General features: G+C 72.7%; 22 protein-coding genes and 1 pseudogene. 6 read left to right on the top strand and 17 right to left on the bottom strand.

Features of this window, described 5'->3' with window-relative positions; translation table 11 throughout:
* Positions 1-66 precede the first annotated feature (66 nt).
* Positions 67-1,266, bottom strand: a complete 1,200-nt coding sequence (locus IF27_RS08380; protein WP_052848759.1) for an amidohydrolase family protein — start codon at positions 1,264-1,266, stop codon at positions 67-69.
* Between the two features lie 12 nt (positions 1,267-1,278).
* Positions 1,279-2,091 (bottom strand): annotated as a pseudogene (locus IF27_RS08375) (NmrA family NAD(P)-binding protein); the annotation flags it as partial.
* 97 nt (positions 2,092-2,188) lie between these two features.
* On the opposite strand from IF27_RS08375, the gene IF27_RS08370 reads away from it, so the two are divergent.
* Complete coding sequence (locus tag IF27_RS08370) at positions 2,189-2,776, top strand: TetR/AcrR family transcriptional regulator (protein ID WP_052848758.1); 588 nt, start codon at positions 2,189-2,191, stop codon at positions 2,774-2,776.
* 7 nt (positions 2,777-2,783) lie between these two features.
* Here IF27_RS08370 and mgtE read toward each other — a convergent pair whose 3' ends face one another.
* The 14 genes from mgtE to IF27_RS08300 all read right to left on the bottom strand — a co-directional run bounded on the left by mgtE (position 2,784) and on the right by IF27_RS08300 (position 20,182).
* On the bottom strand, positions 2,784-4,109 hold the full coding sequence (gene mgtE, locus IF27_RS08365; RefSeq protein ID WP_052848757.1) for a magnesium transporter: 1,326 nt from the start codon (positions 4,107-4,109) through the stop codon (positions 2,784-2,786).
* Between the two features lie 316 nt (positions 4,110-4,425).
* The gene (locus tag IF27_RS08360) at positions 4,426-5,709 is read right to left on the bottom strand and encodes a thymidine phosphorylase (RefSeq protein WP_052848756.1); all 1,284 of its coding nucleotides are present in this window, start codon (positions 5,707-5,709) and stop codon (positions 4,426-4,428) included.
* 10 nt (positions 5,710-5,719) lie between these two features.
* The gene (locus tag IF27_RS08355; protein WP_223290959.1) at positions 5,720-6,130 is read right to left on the bottom strand and encodes a cytidine deaminase; all 411 of its coding nucleotides are present in this window, start codon (positions 6,128-6,130) and stop codon (positions 5,720-5,722) included.
* Positions 6,131-6,144: 14 nt separating this feature from the next.
* Positions 6,145-7,443, bottom strand: coding sequence for an ABC transporter permease (locus tag IF27_RS08350; protein ID WP_052848754.1), 1,299 nt, complete (start codon positions 7,441-7,443; stop codon positions 6,145-6,147).
* On the bottom strand, positions 7,440-8,576 hold the full coding sequence (locus IF27_RS08345; protein ID WP_052848753.1) for an ABC transporter permease: 1,137 nt from the start codon (positions 8,574-8,576) through the stop codon (positions 7,440-7,442). Before IF27_RS08345 ends, IF27_RS08350 begins: the two co-directional genes overlap by 4 nt.
* Positions 8,573-10,219 carry an ABC transporter ATP-binding protein gene (locus tag IF27_RS08340; protein WP_338058199.1) on the bottom strand — a complete coding sequence of 549 codons (1,647 nt, stop codon included), beginning with the start codon at positions 10,217-10,219 and terminating at the stop codon, positions 8,573-8,575. Before IF27_RS08340 ends, IF27_RS08345 begins: the two co-directional genes overlap by 4 nt.
* A gap of 178 nt (positions 10,220-10,397) precedes the next feature.
* Positions 10,398-11,474, bottom strand: a complete 1,077-nt coding sequence (locus IF27_RS08335; protein ID WP_052848752.1) for a BMP family lipoprotein — start codon at positions 11,472-11,474, stop codon at positions 10,398-10,400.
* Positions 11,475-11,632: 158 nt separating this feature from the next.
* Positions 11,633-12,844 (bottom strand): amidohydrolase, encoded by a 1,212-nt coding sequence (locus IF27_RS08330; protein ID WP_052848751.1) that lies wholly within the window; start codon positions 12,842-12,844, stop codon positions 11,633-11,635.
* Positions 12,845-12,999: 155 nt separating this feature from the next.
* Positions 13,000-14,052 (bottom strand): hypothetical protein, encoded by a 1,053-nt coding sequence (locus IF27_RS08325; protein ID WP_052848750.1) that lies wholly within the window; start codon positions 14,050-14,052, stop codon positions 13,000-13,002.
* A gap of 57 nt (positions 14,053-14,109) precedes the next feature.
* Positions 14,110-15,045, bottom strand: coding sequence for an N-acetylneuraminate synthase family protein (locus tag IF27_RS08320; protein WP_052848749.1), 936 nt, complete (start codon positions 15,043-15,045; stop codon positions 14,110-14,112).
* Complete coding sequence (locus IF27_RS08315; protein ID WP_052848748.1) at positions 15,042-16,283, bottom strand: acylneuraminate cytidylyltransferase; 1,242 nt, start codon at positions 16,281-16,283, stop codon at positions 15,042-15,044. Before IF27_RS08315 ends, IF27_RS08320 begins: the two co-directional genes overlap by 4 nt.
* Before the next feature lie 58 nt (positions 16,284-16,341).
* Positions 16,342-17,697, bottom strand: a complete 1,356-nt coding sequence (locus tag IF27_RS08310; protein ID WP_052848747.1) for a DUF6716 putative glycosyltransferase — start codon at positions 17,695-17,697, stop codon at positions 16,342-16,344.
* A 600-nt stretch (positions 17,698-18,297) separates the two neighbouring features.
* The gene (locus IF27_RS08305) at positions 18,298-18,852 is read right to left on the bottom strand and encodes an RNA polymerase sigma factor (RefSeq protein ID WP_338058197.1); all 555 of its coding nucleotides are present in this window, start codon (positions 18,850-18,852) and stop codon (positions 18,298-18,300) included.
* Positions 18,853-19,174: 322 nt separating this feature from the next.
* Positions 19,175-20,182, bottom strand: a complete 1,008-nt coding sequence (locus IF27_RS08300) for a helix-turn-helix transcriptional regulator (protein WP_052848745.1) — start codon at positions 20,180-20,182, stop codon at positions 19,175-19,177.
* A gap of 162 nt (positions 20,183-20,344) precedes the next feature.
* On the opposite strand from IF27_RS08300, the gene IF27_RS08295 reads away from it, so the two are divergent.
* On the top strand, positions 20,345-20,737 hold the full coding sequence (locus IF27_RS08295; RefSeq protein ID WP_052848744.1) for a RidA family protein: 393 nt from the start codon (positions 20,345-20,347) through the stop codon (positions 20,735-20,737).
* Between the two features lie 139 nt (positions 20,738-20,876).
* On the opposite strand, the gene IF27_RS08290 is transcribed toward IF27_RS08295, so the two are convergent.
* Entirely contained in the window at positions 20,877-22,472 is a 1,596-nt protein-coding gene (locus IF27_RS08290; protein WP_052848743.1) for a beta-N-acetylhexosaminidase, read from the bottom strand.
* A 211-nt stretch (positions 22,473-22,683) separates the two neighbouring features.
* On the opposite strand from IF27_RS08290, the gene sdhC reads away from it, so the two are divergent.
* Genes sdhC through IF27_RS08270 form a run of 4 tightly spaced genes read left to right on the top strand, consistent with a single transcriptional unit; the run spans position 22,684 to position 26,105 of the window.
* Positions 22,684-23,064 carry a succinate dehydrogenase, cytochrome b556 subunit gene (gene sdhC, locus IF27_RS08285; RefSeq protein WP_110945669.1) on the top strand — a complete coding sequence of 127 codons (381 nt, stop codon included), beginning with the start codon at positions 22,684-22,686 and terminating at the stop codon, positions 23,062-23,064.
* Between the two features lie 6 nt (positions 23,065-23,070).
* Positions 23,071-23,532, top strand: coding sequence for a succinate dehydrogenase hydrophobic membrane anchor subunit (locus IF27_RS08280; RefSeq protein WP_052848741.1), 462 nt, complete (start codon positions 23,071-23,073; stop codon positions 23,530-23,532).
* A gap of 39 nt (positions 23,533-23,571) precedes the next feature.
* Positions 23,572-25,326, top strand: a complete 1,755-nt coding sequence (gene sdhA, locus IF27_RS08275) for a succinate dehydrogenase flavoprotein subunit (protein WP_052848740.1) — start codon at positions 23,572-23,574, stop codon at positions 25,324-25,326.
* Entirely contained in the window at positions 25,326-26,105 is a 780-nt protein-coding gene (locus IF27_RS08270; protein WP_052848739.1) for a succinate dehydrogenase iron-sulfur subunit, read from the top strand. Before sdhA ends, IF27_RS08270 begins: the two co-directional genes overlap by 1 nt.
* The last annotated feature ends 181 nt before the right edge of the window (positions 26,106-26,286 follow it).

The raw sequence follows: 26,286 nt of genomic DNA, 5'->3' as shown, positions 1-26,286 counted from the left end.
CCTTCACACGGCGTCCCGAAGCCCACAAACCCCGGCGCCCGTGCGGCTGGCATGTGCGCGTGGGACTCATGCGACCCGCCGCCCGTCGCGCCACACGCCCCGCACCCGCCCGGCGAGCCCGGCCGTGTCGAGCCCCTCGCCGTCGAGGAGCACCAGGTCGGCGCGCTTCCCCGCGGCGATCTCACCCCGGTCGTCGGCGAGTCCGAGGAGCCGCGCCGCCTCCAAGGTCGCCGCGCGGAACGCCCCGGCCGCCCCGAGCCCGCCGGGGCCCGCCAGGTGCGCGATCTCGGACAGCGCCTCGCCGTGCGGCCTGACCGGGCTGTCGGTGCCCATCGCGATCCGCACCCCGGCCTCGGCCGCGAGCCGGACGGACGCGCGGTGCGCCGCCGCGTGCGCCTCGACGTCGTCGCCCGCCTCGAACTCTGCGCCCGGATCGGCCTCCTGGCCCGGTGGCCGGGGCTGGGTGACCGACAGGGTGGGCACGAGCCAGGTGCCCGCCTCGGCCATCGCCGCGACGGCGGCCTCGTCCAGGAACACCCCGTGCTCGACGCTCCGCGCCCCCGCCCGCGCGGCCTCCTCGGCGGCGCGCGCGCCGTGCGCGTGCACCATCACGCCGCGCCCGCCCTGCCGTTCGGCCTCGTCCACCAGCGCGGCCATCTCGGCGGGCGTGATCCGCCGGTCGGTCACGCCGCCCCCGGCGGCCATCGAGCCGGTCGCGGCCACCTTGATCCAGTCGGCACCGGCCCGCACCATGCGCCGTACGACGGCCCGCGCGCCGTCCGCCCCGTCGAACACCGGGTCAGGCAGGGCGGGATCGCCGAAGAAATCGACCGGCCCGAGGCGCGGCGACCAGTGGTCGCCGATGCCGCCGGTCGTGGAGACCTGCCGCAGGGACACCAGGATGTCCGGCCCCTCCACCCAGCCGCGCCGCACGGCCAGCCGCGTCCCGGCGTCCGCGCCCCACGCGTCGCGCACCGTCGTGACGCCGAGCCCGAGCAGCGTGCGCAGCACGGGCACGGCCGACAGGACGCGGGCGGAGCGCGGCAGCGTGAACGGCTCGTCGCGCGAGGCGGCGAGCGTGACGTGCGTGTGGCAGTCGATGAAGCCCGGCACGACCAACTGCCCGGCGCAGTCCACCGCCTCGTCGCCGTCGAGCCCGGCGCCCACGGCGGCGACGCGGTCACCCGCCACGACGACGTCGGCGCGCGCCACGGCCCCCGACGCGACGTCGAGCACGGAACCGCCGGAGAACAGAAGCCGTTTCACGCCCCCATGGTGTCAGCCCGCCACCGGGCTCATGTGCCTGCGGGACCAGGTCGCGAAGGTCGTGAGGGGAATGCCGAGTGCGCGCGCGTACTGGGGGCGGCCCGGCTGCTCGGCCACGTTCAGCCACTCGTGGTTCGCGCCCGGCGCGGGCATTCCGGCCGCGAGGGCCTGCGCCTCGGTCATGTCGGGCGCGGGCAGGTGCCTGCCCAGGACCTCGGAGAGCACCGCGGCGATCTGCGCCATCGACAGGTGATCACTGGCCAGTTCGAGCTCGACCTCGTGGAACGCCCGGGGATCGGCGACGGCCGCCGCGGCCGTGGCGCCGATGTCGTCCACCGCGACCAGCGACAGCCGGGTGCCTGGCTTCAGGACACTGACCAGGCCGCCTTCGAGGCCGCGGGGGAACAGGAAGGCGCTTGAGGGGAGGAAGTTCTCCATGAAGAAGCCGGGTTTGAGCAGTGTCCAGTACGGGAATCCCGCGGCGCGGACCAGGTCCTGGATCGCGGCCTTGGCGCCGAGGGTGCCCTCCATCGCCGCCCAACGGCCCTCGGCCCAGCCGGGGGTCTCGGTGTGCTGCCCCGCGCCGGTCACGGAGGTGTGCACGAACTGCGGCACACCGGCGTCCCGCGCGGCCCCGACGAGGTCGGCGGCCTGCCTGACCTCACCCTCGAAGTCGAAGCCGTCCTCGGTCATGGCGGGCATCTGCACCGAGAAGACCGCACGGGCGCCCGCCGCCGCGCGGGCCAGGGACGCGCGGTCGTCCAGGTCGCCGGTCGCCAGCTCGGCTCCCAGCGCCGCGACGGCACGGGCCCTTGCCTTCCCCGGGGGGGCGCCCTCAAAAGGGGGGGGGCCCCGCCACTTCTTGCCCGGCTACGATATGGCGGGACCCGCCGTTTATCAATGGCCCCGAGGAGCCGCTGCCATGCCCGCACACCAGCGCGCCGACGCCAGGCGCAACTACCTGCACGTCCTCGCCGTGGCGGAGCAGGAGCTCGCCACGCGCGGCGCCGACGCCTCCTTCGAGCAGATCGCACGCACCGCGGGAGTCGGTTCGGCGACGGTGCGCCGGCACTTCCCCTCCCGCCGCGCGCTGCTTGAGGCGGTCTCCCGCAAGCGGGTCGAGGCCCTGCACGCCCGCGCCCTGGACCTGGCGGGCGCCGCGGGGAGCGACCCGCGCCGCGCGCTGCTGGACTGGCTGGACGAGGTCGTCGCCTACTGCGTGCGCGCGCGGGAGCTGGCCGTCGCGCTCTCCTACGACGGCTCGGCCCAGGACGACAGCTGTTCCGCGACGCTCCAGGAGGCGGCGGAACCCCTGCTGCGCGCCGCCGTGCGCCACGGCGCCGTGGCCAGGGACGTCACCGCGGCCGACCTGATCGCCCTGGCCGTCGGCGTGACGATGGCCACGGAACACCGCGCCGACCCGGCCGCCCAGGCGCAACGCCTGTTCCGGCTGGCGACCGAGGGGTTGAGCCCCGCACGCCCCGATCCCGCAGGCCGGGCCGGGGCGTGACGGCTGCTCAGATGCCCAGGATCAGTTTGGCCGTCGTGAAGTAGATGACGAGGCCCGTCGCGTCCACCAGGGTGGTCACCATCGGCGCCGACACCACGGCCGGGTCGATGCGCAGCTTCTTCGCGAGCAGTGGCATCGTCCCGCCGACGGTGGACGCCCAGGCGCAGATGACGACGAGCGTGATCGCGACGACGGCCGCGACGTCCACGTCCACGAAGAACGAGCCGACGGCGAAGCCGAGTACGGCGAGCATCGCGCCGAGCAGCAGCCCCGTGCGGCACTCGCGCCAGATGACCTTCAGCAGGTCGGAGGTCCGCACCTCGCCGACCGCGAGGGCGCGGACGGCCGCGGTGGCCGCCTGGGCGCCGGTGTTGCCGCCGGTGCCGATCAACAGCGGGACGAACAGCGCGAGTTGGGTGACGGCCTCCAGCTCGTTCTCGTACAGCTGGTTGACGGAGACGGTCATCGTCGCGGCGACCAGCAGCAGCATCAGCCACAGCATGCGCGTGCGCGACAGCTGGAAGACGCTGGCCGACATGTAGTGCCGCTCAAGCGGCTCGGAACCGGCCTGCCGCGCGACGTCCTCGCTGTCGGCCGCCTCGATGACCTCGAACGCGTCGTCGCTGGTCAGCAGCCCGACGAGCCGGTTCTCGCTGTCCACGACCGGCAGGTCGAGCACGTTCGTCTCGCGCATCAGCCGGGCCGCCGTCTCGGCCGGGTCGGTGGCGCGGGCCATCGGCGGCTCGGTGACGACGAGGGCGGAGACCATGGCCTCCGGCTCGCTGAGGACGAGTTCGCGCAGCTCCACGATGCCGGTGAGGCGCCGCCCGCGGTCCACGACGGGGAGGGTGTAGATCGTCTCGGCGCGCGCCCCCCGCAGCCGGACGACCTCCAGCGCCTGACCGACCGTCAGTTCCGACTGGAGCGCGACGGTCTCCGGCGTCATGTAGCGGCCGACCGAGCCCTCCGGGTAGCCGAGGAGGGCGGCGGTCATCTGCCGCTCGTGGGCGCTCAGTCCGGCCAGGACGCGCTGGGCGACCTTCGCCGGGGCCTCCTTGAGCATGCGGGCCCGGTCGTCCGGGTCCATGCCCTCGACGAGGTCGCGGAACGCCTGGTCGCGCAGCCCTTCGAGGATCTGCTGCTGATCGACCGGATCCAGTTCCTCGAAGACTTCGAGCGCGCGGTCCTTGTCGAGGAGGCGGAAGGAGACGACGGACTCGACGGCGTCCATGCGCGCGATCTCGTCGGCGATGGCGTACGGCGGCTGCGTCTCCAGCCATTCGAGGGCGCCGGCGAGGTCGTGCTCCTCCAGCAGCGCGGGCAGGTGCGTCATGACGGGAGAACCCCCGGGGTTCGGAAGGCGGGCACGGGCATCCGAGGTGCGCGCACACGCCTGCCGTCCCGGGCGGTACGGCTGTTACCCGGGCGGTGAGGCGTGGCGCGGCGGATGGCTGGGAGGTTCACTGCGCATCGCAGCCCCACCTCCCGCCGTGTCGTTCCACCGAAACCGTTCTTCAGGGTACTAGGCATCGGACACGATGATGGCAGGCGAATCCGGCATCGCGGACATCACGGGCCGACAAGTGCCCCAGGACACCGTGAACGTCCCGTAGGCGTGGGTGAACGCAGGGTGGTGCGCCCCCGGGCCGTCAGGCGAGCCGGTCGAGCACCGTCCTGCGCGGCCCCGGCGACTCCTGGCCGACCTGGATCGCGTCGCCCTCCAGCGCGGCGAGCGCGGCCGGGAAGCGCTCCGGGGTGTCCGTGTGCAGGGTGAGCAGCGGGGCGCCCGCGCTGACGCGGTCGCCCGGCTTGGCGTGCATCTCGATCCCGGCGGCGGCCTGCACCGGGTCCTCCTTGCGCGCACGGCCCGCCCCGAGTCGCCAGGCGGCGAGGCCGACGGCGTACGCGTCGAGCGTCGTCAGGACGCCGTCGGCGGGCGCGGTGACGGTGTGCGTCTCGCGCGCGACGGGCAGCGGCGCGTCCGGGTCGCCGCCCTGGGCGGCGATCATGCGGCGCCAGCGGTCCATGGCCGAGCCGTCCGCCAGGGCGCGCGCCGGGTCGGCGTCGGTGAGCCCGGCGGCGTCCAGCATCTCGCGGGCCAGCGCGAGGGTCAGCTCGACGACGTCGGCCGGGCCGCCGCCCGCCAGCACCTCGACGGACTCGCGGACCTCAAGGCCGTTGCCCGCCGTCAGCCCGAGGGGCGTGGACATGTCGGTGAGCAGCGCGACGGTGCGGACCCCGTGGTCGGTGCCGAGGCCGACCATCGTCGCGGCCAGTTCGCGGGCGTCCTCGTACGTCTTCATGAACGCGCCCGAGCCGACCTTCACGTCGAGGACCAGCGCGCCGGTGCCCTCGGCGATCTTCTTCGACATGATCGAGGAGGCGATGAGCGGGATCGACTCGACGGTGCCGGTGACGTCGCGCAGCGCGTACAGCTTGCGGTCGGCCGGGGCCAGGCCCTCGCCCGCCGCGCAGATGACGGCGCCGGGACCGCGCAGGACGTCCATCATCTCCTCGCCCGACAGCCGCGCCCGCCAGCCGGGGACGGCCTCCAGCTTGTCGAGCGTGCCGCCGGTGTGGCCGAGGCCGCGGCCCGACAGCTGGGGCACGACGGCGCCGCAGGCGGCGACCAGCGGGGCGAGCGGCAGCGTGATCTTGTCGCCGACGCCGCCCGTGGAGTGCTTGTCGGTCGTCGGCAGCGGCAGGCAGCTGAAGTCCATGCGCTCGCCCGACGCGATCATCGCGGCGGTCCAGCGGGCGATCTCGGCGCGGTCCATGCCGTTGAGCAGGATGGCCATGGCGAGCGCGGACATCTGCTCGTCGGCGACCTCGCCGCGCGTGTACGCGTCGATGACCCAGTCGATCTGCTCGGGCGTGAGGGCCTGGCCGTCGCGCTTGGCGCGGATGACGGAGATGGCGTCGGGCGTGTGCATGGGTTTCCTTCTACTGGGCGAGGTGCCAGGCGTCGGGCAGCAGCACGGACAGCGGGCGGACGCCTTCTGCGGTGTCCACCAGCAGGCCGGGGCCGCCGTGTTCCATGAGGAGCTGACGGCACCGGCCGCAGGGGGTGATGCGCTCGCCCGCGCCGTTGCAGCAGGTGAAGTGCGTCAGGCGTCCGCCGCCGGTGGCGTGCAGCGCCGAGACGAGCCCGCACTCGGCGCACAGGCCGAGGCCGTACGACGCGTTCTCGACGTTGCAGCCGGAGACGGTACGGCCGTCGTCCACGAGGGCGGCGGCGCCGACCGGGTAGGAGGAGTAGGGGGCGTACGCGCGGGACATCGCGGCGCGCGCGGCGGCGCGCAGCGCCTCCCAGTCCGCGCCGCCGTCGTCCTGGCCGCCTGTGCTGTCGTCCACGGGGTGATTGTCCGTCATCCGCCTTGTCCCCTCCGATACTGTCTGCCGATCGCGCGTGGTGCCCGCAGCCGTTGGGCGAAGAGCGTGAGGACCAGGAGCGTCGTGAGGTACGGGCTGGCGCTGACCAGTTCGAGCGGCATCTCGCCCGTCGCCTCGTACCACTGCCACAGCAGCACGGCCACGACGACGCCGACCACGGCCTGGAGGCGCTTGCCGCGCGTGAACCACCAGACCGACAGGGCGGCCAGGATCAGCGCGAACAGCAGCAGCGTGGCGTGCACGGTCTCGCCGCCGCCACGGGTCTGGAGCGCGTCCATGAAGCCGAACAGGCCCGCGCCGGTGGCGACGCCGCCGGGGCGCCAGTTGCCGAAGATCATCGTGGCGAGCCCGAGGTAGCCGCGCCCGCCGGTCTGCCCGTCCTGGTACATGCGGATCAGCACGGCGAGGTACGCGCCGCCGAGCCCGGCGAGGCCGCCCGAGATGATCAGCGCGAAGTACTTGTACGCGTAGACGTTCACGCCCAGCGACTCGGTGGCCTCCGGGTTCTCGCCGCAGGAGCGCAGCCGCAGGCCGAAGGACGTGCGCCACAGCACGTACCAGGTGAGCACGAACAGCGCGACCGCGACCAGCGTCAGCCACGACATCTCGTTCACCAGCGCGCCGAGGATGCCCGCGACGTCCGAGATCAGGAACCAGTGCCTGTCGGCCAGGTCGGTGAGCGCGTCGGACATGCCGGGGACGGTGAACGGCTCCATGCGGTCCATCGACGGCGACTGCTTGTCGTTGCCGCCCGCCTCGGCCGCCGCGCTGCCCTCCGCGCCGAACGCCTCCTTGGCGAGGAACTGCACGACGCCGAGCGCCAGGATGTTCATGGCCACACCGGAGACGATGTGGTCCACGCCGAAGGTGACCGTCGCGATCGCGTGCAGCAGGCCGCCGAGCGCGCCGCCCACGATCCCGGCGAGCACCGCGATCCACGGGCCCCACTGCCAGCCGGCCCAGCCCGCGGCGAACAGGCCGAGCATCATCATGCCTTCGAGACCGATGTTGATCACACCGGCCCGTTCCGCCCACAGCCCGGCGAGACCGGCGAGACCGATGGGCACGGCGAACGAGAGCGTGGACGCCCACTGCGCGGTCGCCGTCAGGCTCTCCTCGCCGGTGATCGACCGCACCACGGACAGCAGGACGAGCCCCGCCGCGATCAGCAGGAGGACGACCGGGTAGCTCAGCCGCCTGCGCCCCGCCTTGCCTGGCGCGGCGGTCGCCTTGCCCGCGGCGGGCGCCGTGCCGGTGTCGAGTTCGGTGGTCACGCGGACACCTCCGCCGAGTTCTTGTCCTGGTCCTTCGCGGTACGGCGGGCACGCGCGGCCAGTTCCTCACCGACCATGCGCTGCTGCCGTTTCACACCCCAGCGGCGCACCGACTCGTAGGCGATCACCACGGACAGGACGATGACGCCCTGCATCACGCCGACGATCTCCTGCGCGTAGCCCTCGAACTCCAGCTGCGTGCCGGTGCGTTCGAGGAAGCACCACAGGAGGGCGGCGAAGCCCATGCCGAGCGCGTTGTTGCGGCCGAGCAGGGCGATGGCGATGCCCGTGAAGCCGAGGCCCTCCGGGAAGTCGATGCCGTAGCTGCCCGACTGGCCGAGCAGCGTCGGCATGCCGACCAGGCCCGCGATGGCGCCGGACAGCAGCATGGCCGTGACGACCGTGCGCCGTACGCTCACGCCGCTCGCCTCTGCGGCGGACTCGGAGCGGCCCACGGCCCGCAGGTCGAAGCCGAAGCGCGTCCTGCTGAGCACCACCCAGTACGCGACGCCCGCCAGGACCGCCAGCACGAACGTGCCGTTGATGGGCTGGACGCGGGTGCTGATCTCGAAGAAGTGGCTGGACTCCGGGATCGCCGGGGTGCGGATGAGGTTGCCCTCGCGCTCGGCGAGGCGGCCCTCCTGGAAGAAGTAGCCGATGAGCGAGCCCGCGATGAAGTTCAGCATGATGGTCGTGATGACCTCGCTGACCCCGCGCGCCGCCTTCAGGTAGCCCGCGATCCCGGCCCACAGGCCGCCGCACACCATCGCGACGAGGATGATCAGCGGGATCTGGACGAAGCCCGGCAGGCTCAGGGCGCCGCCGACCACGGCCGCGAAGAACGCGGCGACGCGGTACTGGCCGTCCACGCCGATGTTGAACAGGTTCATCCGGAAGCCGACCGCGACGGCGACGGCTGCCAGGTAGTAGGGGATCGCCTTGTTGAGGATCCAGACCTGGCTGTCGCTCTTGCTGCCGAAGTCCACCATCACCTGGTAGGCGTGGAACGGGTCGTCGCCCGTCGCCAGCAGCACGAGCGACGTGATGGCCAGCGCGGTGACGAGCGCGAGCAGCGGCGCGGCGAGGCCGAGGACCAGCTTCTCGCGGTCGATACGCCGAAGCGGGGTGTTCACCGGTCGCCCTCCTTCTGGGCCTCGGGGGTCGGGGCGGCGTCGTCGGGCGCGGGCGGGGCCGCCTGCGCGGGGACGGCGGGGGCCGCGGGCGCCGCGGGGACCTCGCCGTGCTCCAGGTGCCCGGAGGCGGCGCCGGTCATGGCCGTGCCCAGTTCCTCGGGCGTGATCGTCGCCGGGTCGGCGTCGGCCACCAGCCGCCCGCGGTACATCACGCGGAGGCTGTCGGACAGGCCGATCAGCTCGTCGAGGTCGGCGGAGATCAGCAGGACGGCCAGGCCCTCGCGGCGCGCGCGCCTGATCTGGTCCCAGATCTGCGCCTGCGCGCCGACGTCCACGCCGCGCGTCGGGTGCGCGGCGATCAGGACCTTGGGGTGGTGGCTCATCTCGCGGCCGACGATCAGCTTCTGCTGGTTGCCGCCGGACAGCGAGCCGGCCGTCACCTCGATGCCTGGCGTGCGGACGTCGTACTCCTCGACGATCCGGCGCGTGTCGGCGCGGGCGTCGCGGGCGGTGAGCCAGGGGCCCTTGCTGCTGGGCCGCTCGGTGACATGGCCGAGCATCCGGTTCTCCCACAGCGGGGCTTCGAGCAGCAGGCCGTGCCGGTGCCGGTCCTCGGGGACGTACCCGATCCCGGCGACGCGGCGGGCGCGTGTCGGGGCCTGCGAGACGTCGGCGCCGTCCAGCGTGATCACGCCGCTGTCCGGGACGCGGATGCCCATGATCGCCTCGACCAGCTCCGCCTGGCCGTTGCCCTCGACCCCGGCGATGCCGAGGACCTCGCCGCGGTGGATCGTGAGGTCGATGCCGGTCAGCAGGTCGCGCGCGACGCCGTCCGCGTCGAGGCCCGTCAGGTGCAGCCCGGCGACGGTCAGCACGGGCTCGTCGGTGACGGTGGACTCGCGGGTCTCGGGGACCGGCAGTTCCGAGCCGACCATCAGCTCGGCCAGCGCCTTCGGGTTCGTCTCCCGGGGCACGACGGTCGCGACCGTGGTGCCGCGCCGGATGACCGTGATGTCGTCGGCGACGGACAGGACCTCGCCGAGCTTGTGCGAGATGAACAGCACGGTCAGGCCCTCGGCGGTCAGCTCCCGCAGGTTCCCGAAGAGCGCGTCCACCTCGTGCGGGACGAGGACGGCCGTCGGCTCGTCCAGGATGAGCGTGCGGGCGCCGCGGTAGAGGACCTTCAGGATCTCGACGCGCTGCCGGTCGGCGACGCCGATGTCCTCGACCAGGGCGTCGGGGCGGACCGCGAGGCCGTACGCCTCGGACAGCTCGGTGATGCGCGCGCGGGCGCGGGCGCCGATGCCGTACGCCTTCTCCGCGCCGAGGACGACGTTCTCCAGCACCGTGAGGTTGTCGGCGAGCATGAAGTGCTGGTGCACCATGCCGATGCCCCTGGCTATCGCGTCCGCCGGGGAGCGGAAGGAGACCTGCTCGCCCTCGACGGCGATGGTGCCCTCGTCCGGCCGCTGCATGCCGTAGAGGATCTTCATCAGCGTGGACTTGCCCGCGCCGTTCTCGCCGACCAGGGCGTGCACGGTGCCGCGCCGGACGGTGATGTCGATGTCGTGGTTCGCGACGACGCCGGGGAAGCGTTTCGTGATGCCGCGCAGTTCGACCGCGCTGCTGCTCGATGCTGGGATGTCGCACTCTCCTCGGACGGGGACGTCGTCGGCCGGTCCTGCTCGTGGCAGACCGTACCGCGCCGGAGGTCCGGTGGTACCGGTTCGGGGCACGCTCACCCTCTACCCGCGTAGCTGCGCCGCCGATCGCCCGCCCCCGGGGCGCGGGGACGGACGACCGGCGGCGTGGCCGCGGCGGTTACGGGGTGTCGCTGACCGTGATCTCGCCGTTGACGATGCCGTCGGTGGCGGCCTGGATCTCCGCGGAGATGTCGTCGATGAAGCCGCCCGAGGTGGCCAGCGAGACACCGCCCTCGGCGAGGGTGTAGCTGTGGACACCGGAGGGCGTCTCACCGTTCTCGACCGACTCGATCAGGTCGAAGACGGCGACGTCCACGCTCTTCACGACCGAGGTGAGGATGCTGTCCTGGTACTCGGCCAGGCCGGGCTGCGCCCACTGGTCGGAGTCCACGCCGATCGCCCAGGCGCCGTCCACACCGGCCACCGTCTCGATGGCGCCGGTGCCGGAGGAACCGGCGGCGGTGTAGACGATGTCGGCGCCGTCGCCGAGGATCGCGTCGGCCGTCTCGGCGGCGCGCGCCGGGTCGTTGAAGCCGCGGTCGTCGTCGCGGTAGAGGTAGCGGACGTCCACCTCGACGTCGGGGTTGGTCGCCTCGACACCCTGGACGAAGCCGGCCTCGAACTTCTGGATCAGCGGGTTCTCGACACCGCCGATGAAGCCGACCTGGCCGGTCTCGGTCGTGAGGGCGGCGGCGACACCGGCGAGGTAGGAGCCCTCGTGCTCGGCGAACGTCATGCCGTAGACGTTGTCGCCCTCGGGGGCGGAGTCCACGACGCCGAAGGTGATGTCGGGGAACTGCGCGGCGACCTCGGCGATGGAGTCGTTGTAGAGGAAGCCGACGCCGATGACCGGGTTGTAACCGGCCTGGGCCATGGCGGTCAGGCGCTGCACGCGGTCGTCATGCGTCTCGCCGTTGCGGGCGGTCTGGTAGTCGATGCTGACGCCCAGCTCCTCCTCGGCGCGGTCGCCGCCGGTCGCGGCCGACTCGTTGAAGGAGTGGTCGTCACGGCCGCCGACGTCGAAGGCGATGCCGACACCGGCCGACTCGTTGCTGTCGCCACCGTTGCTGCCACCGCTGGAGCTGCCGCCGCCGTTGCCGTTGGAATCGGTGGAGCTCTCGCCGCAGGCGGTGGCGGTGAAGGCGAGTGCTGCGGTGAGGGCGATCGTGGCCGAAAGCCGTGATACGCGGCGCAAGAGGACGTTCCCTTCGGTCGAAAGCGCCTCTTACGGCGCCGTTGCGGCAGATCGTAACGCGCGTAGATGAAGGGGGAAGAGGGAAGCTCTTCCCGTTATCAGATCGGTGTTAACGAAATACGTCCGCAACACGGCCGGGCGGCGGCCCGGCCGCCACCTCAGCCCAGCAGCGCCGCCGTGGTCAGGAGGTCAACGCCGACCGCGAGGGCGCGTTCGTCCACGTCGAAATCGCCTTGGTGAATGTCCTTGGCGGCCGGACGCGGGACGCCTGGCACGGCCGGGGGCCGCACGCCGAGCCGCGCCATCGCGCCCGGGACGTGTTCGAGGTACCAGGAGAAGTCCTCCCCGCCGAGGCTCTGTTCCGTCTCCTCGACGGCGGCGGCGCCGAAGCGCAGCGTCATCGCCTCCACGAGCAGCGCGGTGGACGCGGCGTCGTTGACGACCGGCGGGACGCCCCGGATGTACTGGATCTCGGACTTGGCCCGGTAGAGCGCGGCGACCTCGTCCACGGCGGCGTGCACCAGGTCGGGCGCGGCGCGCCAGGCGGCCAGGTCGAGGCAGCGCATGGTGCCGGACAGTTCGGCGGTCTGCGGGATGACGTTGGGCGCGTGGCCGGTGGTGAGGCGCCCCCACGTGACGGCCATCCCGGCGCGGGTGTCCACGCGGCGGGCCAGCAGCGCGGGGACCTCGGTGGCGACCTTGGCGGCTGCGGTGACGAGGTCGGTCGTCAGGTGCGGGCGCGCGGTGTGGCCGCCGGGCCCGGCGAGCGTGATCTCGATGCGGTCGCAGGCGGACGTGATCGCGCCGACGCGGGCGCCGATGCGTCCGGCGTCCACCTTGGGGTCGCAGTGCAGCGCGAGGATCTGGTCCACGCCGTCGAGGACACCGGCGGCGATCGCGTCCTGCGCGCCGCCGGGCAGCACCTCCTCGGCCGGCTGGAAGAGCAGCCGCACGGGGCGCGTCAGACGGCCGGTGGCCGCCGCCTCGGCCAGCACCAGGCCCGCGCCGAGGACGACGGTGGTGTGCACGTCGTGGCCGCAGGCGTGGGCGCGGTCGGGCACGGTGGAGCGGTAGGGCACCGTCTTGGTGTCGGGGATCGGCAGCGCGTCGAGGTCGGCGCGCAGCGCGAGGAGCGGCCCGTCCTGCCCGGGGGCGCGTACGTCGCAGATCAGGCCCGTGCCGCCGTCGAGCACGCGGGGGGCGAGCCCGGCGCGTGCGAGGCGCGCCGCGACGGCGGCGGTGGTGCGGACCTCCTGGTTGCCCAGCTCGGGGTGCATGTGCAGATCGCGGCGGAACGCGATCAGCTCGGCGCGCAGGCGGTCGTCCAGGGGCAGGATCGGCGTGGACTCCGGGGACAGCAGATCACTCACCCGACCGAGATTAACGCCGATCAGGGGCCAAGTGCTGGATGATCATGGAAAGTTCATACGACGGACTTAGTCTCCGGCCGCATAAGCCCGCAATCGACTGGGTATGACTGCTTTCTTTGTCCACATCGCGGACGGCGGGGCGGGCGTGGCCCCTGCTACGGGCGGGCGGGGAGGGACGTCAGGCCGTGGGCGCCGAGCGCCGTGCTGGTGACGTCCGCCAGGAACCCGGAGGCGCGTTCCGTCACGCCCTCCGTGTACCAGCTGCGGTCTATGTCGCAGACGACGACCTCGCTGCCCGTCCCGGCGAGCACGCGCGGCAGCGTGTGCACGACGGTCGAGGGGAAGCTGAGGATGCGGCTGCCGATCGGGCCGCGGCGCGCGACGAGTTCGAGCGGGAAGTCGGGGCGCACGATCTCGACGCCCGCCTCGCGGGTGAGCCGGTGCAGCTTCTCCTGGCTCTCCTTGCGGTGCGCGAAGTAGCGCGTCACGCCCTGGTCGGTGGCGAGCCGGGCGACGGCGGCGACGTAGCGGTCCGCGTCCAGGACGCCCGTCTCGACGAGCGAGGTGCCCACGAGGTCGGCGCCGCCGGTCAGCCGGGGCGGCCCGAAGGTGGCGCGCGTCCAGGCGAACGTGTTGTCGGTGACGGTGGCGCCGTCGAGCGGCGGCACCGCCATGGCCGTGAACACCTCGACGCGGCGCCCGGGGACGGGCCGCAGGCGCCGCACCGCGCGGCGTGCGACCGGGGAGAACAGCAGCGAGGCGGCGCCCCGCGCGCGCGGCCGGTGCCAGCGCACCAGCCGTTCGCCGCGGGACAGTTGGGCCGTGAACTCCATCGTGGCCGTGCCGTCGTCCACGACGACGATGTCGCTGTCGCCCGCCATGGACAGCAGCAGTTGCAGATAACGCGAGAACGGGTCGCCGACGACGAGGCGCCGTGCCCTGCGCAGCGGCCCCGCCAGGGCGGCGAGCGCCTTGGACGGCGCGACGGCGCCGCCCCTGGCCTCCCGCCACAGGACGCGGTGCCCCGCGTCGCGCGCGAGCTGCGCCATGCGGCGCAACTGGCCCCGGCTCGTGGGGTCGTGGGGCGGGAGGATCGCTATCGTGATGCCGGTGCCCGGGGGCAGCGTGGCATGGGCCCACTCCACCGTGTTCAGCAGTTGCACCGGGCTCTCGGCGAACGCCAGGGTCTGCTCGCACTGCTCACTCATGCGGTCCTCACCGTCCCCATCTCCCTTGTTCCCGCGCCGTCCTGGCCGGACGGCGGCTCAGGCGTTGGCGGGCTCGCGCTCCGCCTGCTCGCCCTCGGCGACGACGCCCTGGACGCGGCGCAGCTTCTTCATCGGGCCCAGCTCGCTGTCGTAGACCTTCTTCACGCCGTCGCCCAGCGACTCCTGGATGATCCGGATGTCGCGGACCAGCCGCTGGAGGCCCTGCGGCTCGACGGACGCGGCCTGGTCAGAGCCCCACATGGCGCGGTCGAGGGTGATGTGCCGCTCGACGAAGACCGCGCCGAGCGCGACGGCGGCCAGCGTCGTCTGGAGGCCCGTCTCGTGGCCCGAGTAGCCGATCGGGACGTTCGGGTACTCCGCCTGGAGCGTGTGGATGACGCGCAGGTTCAGCTCCTCGGCCTTCGCCGGGTAGGTGCTGGTCGCGTGGCAGAGCAGGATGTTCTCGCTGCCCAGGACCTCGACGGCGTGCCGGATCTGCTTCGGCGTGGACATGCCCGTCGAGAGGATGACGGTACGGCCGGTGGCGCGCAGGGAGCGCAGCAGCTCGTCGTCGGTCAGGGAGGCGGAGGCCACCTTGTGGGCGGGCAGGTCGAACTTCTCCAGGAACGCGACGGCCTCGGTGTCCCACGGCGACGCGAACCAGTGGATGCCGCGCTTCGCGCAGTAGGCGTCGATCGCGCGGTAGTCCTCCTCGCCGAACTCGACGCGGTGCCGGTAGTCGATGTACGTCATCCGGCCCCAGGGGGTGTCCCGCTCGATGTCCCACTGGTCGCGCGGCGTGCAGATCTCCGGCGTCCGCTTCTGGAACTTCACGGCGTCGCAGCCCGCCTCGACGGCCGCGTCGATGAGCGCGAAGGCGTTCTCCAGGTCACCGTTGTGGTTGATCCCGATCTCGCCCGTGACGTAGACGGGACGGCCGGGACCCACGACGCGGTCGCCGAAGCTGCGCAGGCGCTCGTTGCCAGAAGTCATGATGAGGTCAGTTCCTTTCCGAGAATCCACGAGGCGATCTCGCGGATCGCGCCCGCGCCACCGGCCGCGGAGGTGACCGCGCGAGCGGCTCCGCGGACCACGTCATGGGCGCTGGCGACGGCCACCGGCCAGCCGACGAGGCCGAAACAGGGCAGGTCGTTCACGTCGTTGCCCGCGTAGAGCACGCGCTCCGGCGCGATGTCGTGCTCCTCGCACCACTGCTTGAGGGCGAGGTCCTTGCGGTCGATGCCGTGCAGGACGGGGATGCGCAGCTTGCGCGCCCGCGCGGCGACGACCGGGTTCTCCTCCGTGGACAGGATCAGCAGCGGCAGCCCCGCCCGGCGCAGGGCGGCGATGCCGAGGCCGTCACCGCGGTGCACGGAGACGGTCTCGCGTCCATCGGAATCGACGAACACCCGGTCGTCCGTCTGGGTGCCGTCGAAGTCGAGCACGACCGCGTCGATGTCGGCGCGGGTCGGCAGGTAGCCGGGGAAAGGCCCCGCGGGCAGCTCAGGGGCGTCGCCGTCCAGCAGCGGGGCGAGCGCGCGGGCGCGGGCGAGGTCGTGCGGGTCGTCGATCTCCAGCACGCGGGCCGGGTCGGTGCGCACGAGGTCGGTGCGGCCGAAGAAGCGGTGGCGCGCGGCGCGGAAGCCGTCGGCGCGCATCGCGTAGGCGGCGCCGGTCTCCAGCAGGTCCTGCGGCCGGTCCTGGCGGCGGGGGCGGACGGCCTTGTCGTGGTTCACGCCGTACGCGCCGGTGCCGTCGTCCTTCTCGGCGTCGGTGTCGGCTCCGGCGGTGTCGGCCTCGCGCCAGACGAAGCCGTGGAACGGGGCCGCCGTCAGCGCGCTGTCCGCCCCGGCGAGCACGGCGGCGGTGACGCCGTCCAGCTCGTCCGCCGTGATGAACGGGCTCGTGCACTGCACCAGCAGGACGACGTCGGCGCGCACGCCGTGCCGCTCCTCGTAGCCGTCCAGCGCGTGCAGCACGGCCGCCTCGCTGGTGGCGGTGTCACCGGCGATCGCCGGGGGGCGTTCGATCACCTCGGCGCCGGCGGCCCGTGCCGCCGCGGCTATGTCGGGGTCGTCGGTGGAGACGGCCACGGAGGTGAGCAGGCGCGCCGCGCGGCACGCGCGGACGGCGCGTGTGACGAGCGAGGCGTCGCCGACCGGCGCCAGGTTCTTGCCCGGCACCCCCTTGGAACCCCCGCGTGCGGGGATCACTGCCAGCACAGTGCTCATGCGTGATGCCTTTGCTCGTCGATCGGAGACACGTCGGCCGGTCGGATGCGGGGCGCCGTCACAGCTGGCCCCAGCGGCGGATCATCGGCGCCACCCGCTGCGCGCCCGCGCGGTACGCGCCGCGCGCGGTCTTGCGCAGCAGCCGCCGTGACGCGGCGCGCATGCCGGTGGTCTGCGCCGTCGCCTGCGGGCCGCCCTGCGGCTCGCCCTTGGCGTCCAGGCCGTGGCGGGCGAGGGCGCCCGGCAGGTAGCCGGGCGCGGTGCGGACCGTGTAGTAGGGGTCGAGCGGGGCGAGCCCCGCGTCCTCCGCCGCCTGTTCGAGCAGCCCGGCGAGGCGTCCGCGCGCGGTGGCGAACGCGTGCTCCGTCGGGACGCGCAGCCCCTGGTCGGCGAGCCAGTCGCGGTCGGGCACGGGGACGGCGCCGCCGTCGAGTTCGTCCCAGGAGGCGAAGCAGCCCGAGCCGACGAAGTAGTGGTTGCCGAGCTGCTCGCGTATCCCGAGGTCGGTGAGGATCGCCGTCGGGATGGCGCGGTGGAGCGATTCGAGCGCGGCGGTCGAGCTGACGGTCACCAGCAGGTCCGTGCCGTCCAGGACCTCGCCCATGTTGCCGTAGGCCAGCTGGAAGTTGGGGGGCTGCTCGCCCCGCGCCCGCTCGGCGAGCCGCTGGTAGGGCAGCTCCTCCAGGTGCGTCGTGTGCTCGCCCGGCTTGCTGCGCAGCTTCAGCACGACCTCGCGGCCCGGGTGGCGGCGCGCGTGGTCCATGGCGCGGTCCAGCAGGTAGGCGCGGTCCTTGCGGCTGGACGGCACGGACGGCTGGACGGCGAAGACCACCCGGTAGGGGCGCTCGCCGCGCGCGACGGCGTCGGGGTCGTACGGGGCGCCGCCGAGGAACGGCAGCGCGCACTCGGTGACGGCCCCGCCGTCCGCGCGCACGCCCCGGAAGAGGTCACGGAAGCGGCGCGCGTCGTGCGGGCTGTTGGCCAGGATGAGGTCGGCGCCGTGGCGCGCGAGCAGCCCGCTGGTCAGGTTCTCGTACACGACGCCGACGTAGCCGGTGACGACGGCGGTGCGCCGTACCGTCCCGTGCCAGGTGCGGGCGAGGCCGTGCAGCATGGCCTGCACGGTGTTGCCCACGCAGGCGAGGACGAGGACGTCGTAGGGCGGCGCCTCGGGCGTACGGCGGCGGGCCAGCTCGGCGAGGAAATCGACGGCGGTGATCTCGACGGGCGTGTCGAGATCGGTTCCCGTCTCGGCCAGCTGCCGTTCCGTGGGCGTCGCTCGGCCACGGAGGACATAGCCGGTGACGGATGACTCGGGGGCTATCCGGCGCGCCGTGAGCGCGCCCCATTTCCACCTGGTGTCGGAATCCGCCAGCACGGCCACGCGAAGTGGCGTGGGGGATGAATCGGGCACGGAAAGAACGGTAGGCCGCGTGTCCGAGTGTCGGACCAACTCAGCCTCAACAAAGAGTTAACAGCGCGACACCTGGTGGCCAACTCATCCGCGCCGAAGAGAATTTCGCCTGATCAGCGCCCTGGGTTCACCGTCGCGCGGCCTCCAGGAAAGCGACCGTTCACCTTTACGGCGAAGTGGCCGCCGGAAAGGTGAACGGAGGGAAAGGCAAACGTTTCGTGGAAATGAGGTGACGCCATGGATCACCCGTGGGTAATTCCCCGTTCACCACGGACGGGGCCCGACGCGGAGGTGGGAATCCGGTGCCGCCTGGCGCCGGTTCGTCCGTCCGGTGATCCGGTACGGGACCTGGCGCGCGGAGAAGGGGGGAACCCGGGGGAAGAAAGGTGCGCGGGCGGGGCCGGGAAAAGCACCCCGCCCGCGCGGGGGCACTCTGAGGTACGGGGGGGACCTCGGAGTATGCCCCGCTGAGCCGATGACCAGTCGGCCCGTTCCTTACTGCGCCGTAGCTTCCGGATTCGTTACAGCGCGCCCGCCTCCGTGCCGTCCCCGTGACCGCCACCTGGGCTTCCGCGCCGCGGCGCGCGCCGCCGTCACCCCTTACACCGCCGCCGTGACGCCGCCGCCGTCGAGCCCGAACGGGTCGAGGCGCTGCGCCAGCCGCCGCAGCCCGCGGTGGTTGGCCGTACGGACGGCGCCGGGCCGCGTGCCGAGCAGCAGGGCGGCGCGGTTGGAGTCCATCCCGATCATGGTCCGCAGCATCACCGCGCCCGCCTGCTCCTGCGGCAGCTCGGCGACGAGTTGGAGGACCCGGCTGGTGTCGAGGGCGGCGATGGCCTCCTCGGCGGTGTCGGCGGACGACGGCAGGTCGGCGAGGTCGTCCTCGTCCGCGCACGTCTCCTGGGGGCGCCTGCCGCGCGCCCGTAAGTGGTCGAGCGCCCTGTTCCGCGCGATGCGGGCCGTCCAGCCGCGGAAGCGGTCGGCGTCGCCGCTGAACCGTCCGAGGTCGCGCGCTATCTGGAGCCACGCCTCGGCCGTGACGTCCTCCGCGTCCGGCTCCGCGACGATCGTCCGCACATAGCCGAGCAGCCGCGGGTGCACAGCCCGGTAGACGGCGCGGAACGCCGCCTCGTCCCCCGACTGGGCAGCGTGCACCGCCGCGGTCAACTCGCAGTTCTCCCCGCGCACTTCCCGGCCCCCTCCGCGGCCCTCACACCGCATACCGCCTGGTTCTGGTGACAGTGTGTCTCCCGTGCCTGAACGCTACGCGGCGCGGCGCCATGAGTCCATGGCGCATCCGGTCGTATCCGCTCGGTAACAGTTGCGGGCCGCGCGGCGCTGAGAGAGGTACGGGCCCGAGCCTCAACCGTTCGCGCCCGGTGACAGCCGGGGTCTCTCCTGTGGGGGGTGGCGGCCCCGGCTGTTCCTCGCACCCGCCGCGCCCCGACCTGCCACGACGCGCGGGCCCGGGCGGCCGTCACGCCTCGTCCGTGCCCGGAGCCCGGGGCGCCTTCGCACCGGCCGACAGCAGCCGCTCCGCCAGCTCGCGGCAGCGCTCCCCCAGCTCGGGAGGGTCGAGGATCTCGAAGTCGTGCCCCAGCAGGAGCACGTGCATGAGCACGGCGTCCAGGCGGGCGGCGCCGCTGAGCACCTCGCACAGGTCGCTCCCCCGCCCTCGGACGACGGCCGCCGACGCCGGGATCTGCGCACGCACCGTGTCGGCCGACGCGTGCACGAGGAAGCGCGCCCGGCGCGGATAGACCCGGCTCGCCACCCCCTCCTGCACGAACGCCGCCGCGTCGGGCGCCTCGCGCGGGACGAAGCGCCAGGTCCGTGCGGACGCGCCGGTCATCCGGTCCACGCGGAAGCTGCGCCAGCCGTCGCGGTCGAGGTCGTAGGCCAGGAGGTACCAGCGCCGGTCGGAGGCGACCAGGCGGTAGGGCTCGACCCGCCGACGCCGCACCTCGCCCCCGGACGGGTAGTCGAAACCGGCCTCGGCCTCGTCACGGCAGGCCCTGGCCAGCGTCATGAGCACGTCGGGGTCCACCGACGTGCGGCCTCCGCCGAAGGACTCCACCGCGCCGGAGAGCGCGCGCACCTCGCGCCGCAGCCGGGTGGGCAGCACCTGGTCGAGCTTGGACAGCGCCCGCAGCGCGGCGTCCCCGGCGCCGGCGACCGCGCCCCCCGCGCCGCCCGCACCGGCGAGCAGCGAGACGGCGGTGGCGATCGCCTCCTGGTCGTCGAGGAGCAGCGGCGGCAGGTCACGCCCGGGCCCGAGCCGGTAGCCGCCGCCGACCCCCTGGACGGCGTGCACCGGATAGCCGAGCGCGCGCAGCCGCTCGACGTCGCGCCGCACCGTGCGCCCCGTGACCCGGAGCCGGTCGGCGAGCTCGGAGCCGGTCCAGACCGGGCGCTGCTGCAACAGACCGAGCAGCGTGAGGACCCGTTCCGTCGTGCCCTGCCCGTCACCGCTCGCCCTGTGCACGGCGCCCAGCCTGCCAGGGATTGCGGACCGATCCTGTCCGCCTGTGGTGCCAGAGTGACGCCGTGGGCGCAGGCGGACGCCTGAGCAGGGGGCGTCCCCCGGGACCCACCGGCTCCGGCGTCCGCCCGCCCCTCGACACCCGGCACCTCCAGGGAGACACCGATGACCACGAGGACGACACACCTCGACCCCGAAGAACTGCACTACAACGCCGCCTTCACGCAGGGCGTGATCGCGCCCGTCGCCCGGACGCTGTACGTCGGCGGCCAGCTCGGCACCGACAGGACCGGGCGGCTGTTCGACGGCATCGAGGCCCAGACCACCCAGGCGATGCGCAACGTGCTGACCGTGCTCGCCGCCGCGGGCACCGGCCCCGAGCACGTCACCAAGCTGAACATCTACCTTTCCACGGGAGTTGACGCCCAGGTGGGGTACGAGGCGGCGCGAACGGTGTGGGGCGACCACCGCACGGCCGTCACGGTCGTCTCCACCGCGGGACACGCCCGTCCTGGCGTGCTCGTGGAGATCGACGCGGTGGCGATCGTCCCCGAGTAGGGCGCCGTGCGCCGAACGGGTGACGCGGGGCGGGGGGCGGGTGGGACGTCCCCCGGGCCCGGCCGTTCCTTCGTCCGGGTGAAAACGACGGTGCCGCCGCCGTGCGGGGACACGGCGGCGGCACCCAGGGCGCGGTCCGTCAGCGGACCGCCCCCGCCAGGTCGGTGAACTCCGCCCAGCTCATGTCCGGCTTCCGCGGGTCCCAGACCTTCTGGGCCAGCGCCGTCAGCGGCATCCTGATGCCGTCGGCGACCTGGTCCTGCGTCTGCGCGTCGGCCAGGTCGCACCAGACGGCGAACCGCGCGCCCGGGATGTGCTTCGCGTCCCTGAACTCCTCGGGCACCGGCTCGGTCCCGCGCAGGACGGCCGGGGTCCACTCCTCGAAGATCCGCTCGCCCGTCGGGTACGTGAAGCCGTTCGGCTCGCCGAGCACGTAGTAGAGGTACTCGGAGCTGAGGTTGAGCAGCTTCCAGTCGCCCTCCAGGTACTCAAGCGGCGGGCGGGCGCCGATCTCGCGGCCGGTCCAGTACGTGACCTGCCGCTCGTGGTCCGGCTGCACCTGCCCTCCGGCGTGCATGCCGTCGTTCCAGACCTGCGGCGTCCTGTCCGCGTCGCGCACGGCCGCCGCCCGGTCGTTGATCCAGGCCGTCGCCAGGTCGCGGACCGTCGCGTCGTCCCCGAACCGGTCCCTGGCCTCCCGGGCCAGGTCCGGGTAGGTGGCCTCCGGGTCGTCGGCCGTGACCGCGACGTACTCGTCGCCGCCGACGTGCACGTAGTCGCCGGGGAAGAGGTCGGCGTACTCGCGCAGCAGGTCGTCGATCAGCTCGCCCGCGTCCTGGTCCGCGATGTTCACGGCGCCCCTCGGCTCCTCGCCGCTCGCGCTGCGGAGCTGGAACTGCGGGTACGCCTCCAGCACGGCGCCGAGGTGTCCGGGCGAGTCGATCTCGGGGATCACGGTGATGTGCAGGTCGTCGGCCAGGTCGATGATGCCGCGCACCTCGTCCTTGGTCAGGTGGTCGTCCGAGACGACCTCCGGGTGGCTCTCGCTCTCGATGCGGAAGCCCTGGTCGTCGCTGAAGTGCAGCTGGAGCTGGTTGAGCTTGAGGTCGGCCATCTCGCGGAGCCGGTCCTCGATCCAGTCGGCGGTGAACGGCTTGCGCGCCGTGTCCAGCAGCAGGCCGCGCTGGGGCCGGTCGGGGCGGTCCTCGATGGTGCCCTGCGGCAGGCCGCCCGCGCTCCGCACGGCCTGGACGACGGTGCGGGTGCCGTAGAAGACACCGGCCTGCGTGCGGGCCGTCACGGTGACGCGGTGGTCCTCGGTGTCGATCCGGTAGCCCTCGGCGCCGGTGTCGGCGCCCTTGTCGAGCTTCAGGACCACGTCGCCGTCGCGCGGGCCACGCCCGGCGCGGTCGGCGTCCAACTCGTCCGCGAGGCGGTCGGCCTCGTCGTCCAGGGAACCCTTCGTGTCGGCGACCACCCGGGTGACGCCCTCGGCCGGGGCCCAGCCCGGGCCGTCGGCGGCGTCGAAGGAGCGGACGGCCGGGACGGTGCGCGGGGCGCCGTCGGGTCCGTCCGGGAGATCGGTGGGGGACTGTGGGGGGGTACCGGCGGCGGGCGTCGCGCGTGCGGTCGCCGTGCCGTCACCGGCCTGTTCCGCGGTCACCATGGTCGCTGCGGCGGTGATGACCAGGGCCGCCGCGACCAGGGCGATTATTCGCCAAGGCGCTTCTCGCATACTTCGACGTTAAGCCTTGGCCAGAGCCCGGCAATCGCAGCGAACGGACGATCCCGGGGACCCGTACGGCTGCGTCGGTGCCCCCGGGGCGGAGGAAGCCCCGCCCCGCCGATACCATGGCGGCGGCCGGTGGACCGTACCCCGGCCGGGCCCGACCGACGTCCCCAGAGCTGCCGGCGCGGCTCCGAGACCGCTCCCGGAGGGTTTTTCCGTGCCGGCAGGAACGTTGTACCGCGGCCGGGAAGGCATGTGGTCATGGGTGGCACACCGTGTCACCGGTGTCCTCATCTTCTTCTTCCTGTTCGTCCATGTCCTGGACACCGCTCTCGTCCGCGTCTCCCCCGAGGCGTACGACGACACGGTCGCCGTCTACAAGACCCCGATCGTGGCACTGATGGAGTACGGCCTGGTGGCCGCCGTCCTGTTCCACGCGCTCAACGGTCTGCGGGTCATCGCCGTGGACTTCTGGAACAAGGGCGCCCGCTACCAGCGCCAGATGCTGTGGACCGTCGTCGGTGTCTGGGTGGTCCTCATGGCGGGGGCCGCCTACCCGGTCCTCGCGCACGCCTTCCACGAGCTGTTCGGGAGCTGATGACCGATGTCCACCGAAGTCTTCAAGGTCGAGGACGGCACCGACTACGCGGCCCATCCCGCGCCCGTGATCGAGCCGCCGCGCGCCAGGACCGCCCGTACGCCCAAGGCCACCCGGACGAACTTCGAGCTGTACGGCTGGCTGTTCATGCGGGTCTCCGGCGTCCTGCTGGTCGTCCTGGTGCTCGGCCACCTGCTGATCCAGCTCGTCCTGGAGGGCGGTGTCTCCAAGGTCAGCTTCGCGTTCGTCGCGGGCCGCTGGGCGTCGCCGTTCTGGCAGGCGTGGGACCTGATCATGCTGTGGCTCGCCATGCTGCACGGCGCGAACGGGCTGCGCACGATCATCAACGACTACGCCGAGCGGGACACCACGCGCTTCTGGCTGAAGATGCTGCTGTACACGGCCACGGTGTTCACCGTGCTGCTGGGCACGCTGGTGATCTTCACCTTCGACCCGAACATCCGCTGACGCACGGCGCCGAGCAGGCACGAGGCAGGCAGACCACGCATGCAGATCCACAAGTACGACACCGTCATCGTCGGCGCGGGCGGCGCCGGGATGCGCGCGGCCATCGAGGCCACCAAGCGCAGCCGCACCGCCGTGCTCACGAAGCTGTACCCGACGCGTTCCCACACCGGCGCCGCCCAGGGCGGCATGGCGGCGGCCCTCGCGAACGTCGAGGAGGACAACTGGGAGTGGCACACCTTCGACACGATCAAGGGCGGCGACTACCTGGTGGACCAGGACGCCGCCGAGATCCTGGCGAAGGAGGCCATCGACTCGGTCCTCGACCTGGAGAAGATGGGGCTGCCGTTCAACCGCACGCCCGAGGGCCGCATCGACCAGCGCCGCTTCGGCGGTCACAGCCGTAACCACGGTGAGGCGCCCGTGCGCCGCTCCTGCTACGCGGCGGACCGCACCGGCCACATGATCCTCCAGACGCTGTACCAGAACTGCGTCAAGGAGGGCGTGGAGTTCTTCAACGAGTTCTACGTCCTCGACCTCCTCCTCACCGAGGTGGACGGCGTCCGGAAGACCGCGGGTGTGGTGGCGTACGAGCTGGCCACCGGCGAGCTGCACATCTTCCAGGCGAAGGCCGTCGTCTTCGCCTCGGGCGGCAACGGCAAGTTCTACCGCGTCACCTCCAACGCGCACACCCTGACCGGCGACGGCCAGGCGGCGGCGTGGCGGCGCGGACTGCCGCTCGAAGACATGGAGTTCTTCCAGTTCCACCCGACCGGCATCTGGAAGATGGGCATCCTGCTGACGGAGGGCGCCCGCGGTGAGGGCGGCATCCTGCGCAACAAGGACGGCGAGCGCTTCATGGAGAAGTACGCGCCCGTCATGAAGGACCTGGCGTCGCGTGACGTCGTCTCCCGCTCGATCTACACCGAGATCCGCGAGGGCCGCGGCTGCGGTCCCGAGGGCGACCACGTCTACCTGGACCTGACGCACCTGCCGCCGGAGCAGCTGGACGCCAAGCTGCCGGACATCACCGAGTTCGCGCGGACGTACCTCGGCATCGAGCCGTACACCGACCCGATCCCGATCCAGCCGACGGCGCACTACGCGATGGGCGGCATCCCGACGAACGTCCAGGGCGAGGTGCTGGCGAACAACACCGACGTCATCCCCGGCCTGTACGCCGCCGGTGAGGTCGCCTGCGTGTCGGTGCACGGCGCGAACCGCCTGGGCACCAACTCCCTGCTGGACATCAACGTGTTCGGCCGCCGCGCGGGCATCGCCGCCGCCGAGTACGCGGCGACGGCCGACTTCGTGCCGCTGCCCGACGCGCCGGAGAAGTTCGTCGCCGACGAGGTCGAGCGCATGCGCGACGCCGAGGGCAGCGAGCGCGTGCCGGTGATCCGCCGGGAGTTGCAGGACACGATGGACAAGAACGCCATGGTGTTCCGCACGGAGCAGACGCTGAAGGAGGCGCTGGAGGACATCGCGGAACTCCGCCGCCGCTACCGCAACGTGTCGGTCCAGGACAAGGGCAAGCGGTTCAACACCGACCTGCTCGAAGCCCTGGAGCTGGGCAACCTGCTGGAGCTGGCCGAGGTGCTGGTCGTCTCCGCGCTGGCCCGCAAGGAGTCGCGCGGCGGCCACTACCGCGAGGACTACCCCAACCGCGACGACGTCAACTTCATGCGCCACACCATGGCCTACCGCGAGGTGGACGCGAGCGGCGACCAGACGATCCGGCTGGACTACAAGCCCGTCGTCCAGACCCGCTACCAGCCGATGGAGCGTACGTACTGATGGCTACCCCGACCCTGGAGAAGACGGACGAGGCCCCGGCGGACGCCGGTCACCTCGTCACCGTGACCTTCCGCATCCGCCGGTTCAACCCGGAGGAGGCCCCGGACGCGTTCTGGGAGGACTTCGAGCTGCGCATCGACCCGAAGGAGCGTGTCCTCGACGCGCTGCACCAGATCAAGTGGGAGCAGGACGGCACGCTCACGTTCCGCCGTTCCTGCGCGCACGGGATCTGCGGGTCGGACGCGATGCGGATCAACGGCAAGAACCGGCTGGCCTGCAAGACGCTGATCAAGGACATCACGGACATCAAGGACGGTGTCGCCGCCAAGCCGGTCACCGTGGAGGCCATAAAGGGCCTCACCGTCCTGAAGGACCTGGTCGTGGACATGGACCCGTTCTTCCAGGCGTACCGGGACGTGATGCCGTTCCTCATCACCTCGGGGAACGAGCCGACGCGCGAGCGTCTCCAGTCCTCCGCGGACCGCGAGCGGTTCGACGACACGACCAAGTGCATCCTGTGCGCGGCGTGCACGTCGTCCTGCCCGGTGTTCTGGAACGACGGCCAGTACTTCGGCCCGGCCGCCATCGTGAACGCGCACCGTTTCATCTTCGACTCGCGTGACGAGGGCGGCGAGCAGCGCCTGGAGATCCTGAACGACCGTGACGGCGTGTGGCGTTGCCGTACGACGTTCAACTGCACGGACGCCTGCCCGCGTGGCATCGAGGTGACGAAGGCGATCCAGGAGGTCAAGCGCGCCCTGATCACGCGCCGCTTCTGACCGCCACGCACCACCCCGCACCACACGTCGGCCCTCCACCCCACCCGGGGCGGGGGGCCGTCGGCGTCCCCGGCCACCGGCCCCGGGCCGCGCGGCATGCTGGGGTGCATGGAGGGCGGGGAGCGTCGGGTCGTCGCGGGTGGTGTGCCGCACAAGGGCGGGGTGGCGCGCGTCGAGCAGG

The organism is Streptomyces avicenniae, assembly GCF_000719135.1.
Classification (GTDB): domain Bacteria; phylum Actinomycetota; class Actinomycetes; order Streptomycetales; family Streptomycetaceae; genus Streptomyces; species Streptomyces avicenniae.
This window is presented reverse-complemented; position numbering and strand designations above follow the sequence as displayed.